This window comes from Cellulomonas triticagri (assembly GCF_003696205.1).
Lineage (GTDB): Bacteria > Actinomycetota > Actinomycetes > Actinomycetales > Cellulomonadaceae > Cellulomonas > Cellulomonas triticagri.
The window spans coordinates 1-1,833 of record NZ_RFFI01000242.1 but is presented as its reverse complement, the minus strand read 5'-3'; the positions used below and the strand labels follow the sequence as shown (position 1 = coordinate 1,833).

The 1,833-nt window shown below is 77.3% G+C and carries 3 protein-coding genes; all 3 read left to right on the top strand.

What is annotated here, in order from left to right:
- The coding region (locus EBM89_RS20525) for a Trp biosynthesis-associated membrane protein (RefSeq protein WP_122151402.1) at positions 1-714 on the top strand (714 nt) is incomplete at its 5' end.
- Between the two features lie 46 nt (positions 715-760).
- Positions 761-1,081 carry an HGxxPAAW family protein gene (locus EBM89_RS20520; protein WP_122151401.1) on the top strand — a complete coding sequence of 107 codons (321 nt, stop codon included), beginning with the start codon at positions 761-763 and terminating at the stop codon, positions 1,079-1,081.
- Positions 1,082-1,241: 160 nt separating this feature from the next.
- A complete protein-coding gene (locus EBM89_RS20515) occupies positions 1,242-1,748 on the top strand; it encodes a DUF4190 domain-containing protein (protein ID WP_122151400.1) in 507 nt (168 codons plus the stop codon).
- The last annotated feature ends 85 nt before the right edge of the window (positions 1,749-1,833 follow it).

Below are 1,833 nucleotides of genomic sequence, written 5' to 3'. Positions count from 1 at the left end.
GAGCGTGACGGCGGCGCCGAGCCCCTCGAGCACGGGGCGGCGGGCGGCGGCACGCCCACGGGGGAGCGGCGGTCCGGCGCGGCCGGGCGGGGCCGGTGGGTGCTGGTCCTGCTGCTGCTCTCGGGCGTCGTCGCACTGAGCGCGCTGCCCGTGTGGGCCACGGGCGCCGGGGCCACCGCACTCGGCGAGCAGGTCCCCGTCGCGGTGCGCGGCACCCAGGCGGCCCCGGGTGTGGTCGCGGGGGCGCTCGTGCTGCTCGCCGCCGCCGCGGCCCTCGGGCTCGTCGGGCGGTTCGGCCGCTGGGTGGTCGTCGTCGTGGTCGCCGCCGCCGGTGCCCTCGTCGTCGCGGCCGGGCTCGCCGCGCGGACCAGCGCCGTGACGACCGTCGAGCGCGCCGCCGCCGAGGCCACGGGTGTGCCGAGCGTCACGGGCGACGTCGAGGTGACCGCCTGGCCCGTGCTCGCGGCCGTCCTCGGCGCCGTCGTCGTGGTGGCCGCCGTGGCCCTCGCCCGTGCCTCCCGGCGCTGGGCCGCGCCCTCGGACCGGCACGAGCGCGCGGGATCCGGCTCCGCGACGGGTGCCGCGGGTGCTGCCGGGATCACCGGGGCCGCGGGTGCCGGGGCGGCGAGCGGTTCCGCGGGCGGCACCGCACCGGCCGTCGACGACGAGCGCGGCGCGTGGGACGCGCTGAGCCGTGGGGACGACCCGACCTGAACGGTCCGCTAGGGTGACGACACCCCGTCATGAAAGGTGTTCCACGATGGTCGAGCAGTCGGTCCGCCCCCAGGGCGCGGTCACCGCGGCGCAGCAGACGCCCCGCACCGAGACCCTGCGACTGCCCCCGCAGGCGCCCCCGACGAACCACGGCCACACCTCGGCCGCCTGGACCACCACCGTCGTGGTGCTCATCGGCTCCACCGCCGCGGCGCTCGGTCTCGTGTTCGCGCTGTGGTGGCTGTTCTGGGTGGGCATGGGCGTCGCGCTCGCCGGCGTCGTCGTCGGCAAGGTCATGCAGGTGCTCGGCTACGGCCAGGGCGGCAAGCACACGGTCGCCAAGGCGCGGGCGCACGGCGGGCACTGACACCCGTCCGGGTGGTCGGCGCCCCGCGGTGTCCCGACCGGCGGGACCGCCCGGGATCCGGGTGGACGGCGTAGCCCCGCTCCGGTAGACCTGTGAGCTGGCAGGCGCCCGACCTGGGCGGACGCCGCGCACCGCACCAGCCGCGAACCGAGGAGCCGTCATGTCGACCCCGAACCAGCCGCAGGACCCGTACTCCGCCCCCGACGGGCAGGGCGCGGGCGACCAGTCCGGCACGCCGTCCGCGGGCCAGCCGGGCGGCATCCCGCAGTACGGGCAGTACACCGGCGGCCAGCCCGCCGGTGACCCGGGCCAGGGCTACGGCCAGCAGCCGTACGGCCAGCAGCCCTACGGCCAGCCCGCCGCCTACCCGGGCGGCGCCGGCGGCTACGGCTCCGTCGCGAAGAACAACCTGGCCGTCTGGTCGCTGGTGCTCGGCATCGTCGGCTTCTTCGTGTGCTGGCTGTTCACCAGCGTCCCCGGCATCATCCTGGGCTCGAAGGCCAAGCAGGCCGTCGCCCGCGGCGAGGCCAACAACGGCTCGCTCGCCAACGCCGGGTACATCGTGTCCTGGGTCGTGACGATCCTGAACCTGCTGTGGCTGGTGGTCGTCATCATCCTCGCGGTGACCGGCTCGCTCGCCACCACGTTCGACTTCGACACGTACTGACGTGCCGGCCGCGACGGCCACCCGCCCGCCGACGACCCGCGCCCGGCTCCGTGCCGCGCGCGGGCCGCTCGCGGTCGCGGGCGCG

Bases quoted from the DNA above. Each gene is read 5' to 3' on its own strand.
- EBM89_RS20520 (WP_122151401.1), top strand. From the start codon at position 761: ATGGTCGAGCAGTCGGTCCGCCCCCAGGGCGCGGTCACCGCGGCGCAG.
- EBM89_RS20515 (WP_122151400.1), top strand. From the start codon at position 1,242: ATGTCGACCCCGAACCAGCCGCAGGACCCGTACTCCGCCCCCGACGGG.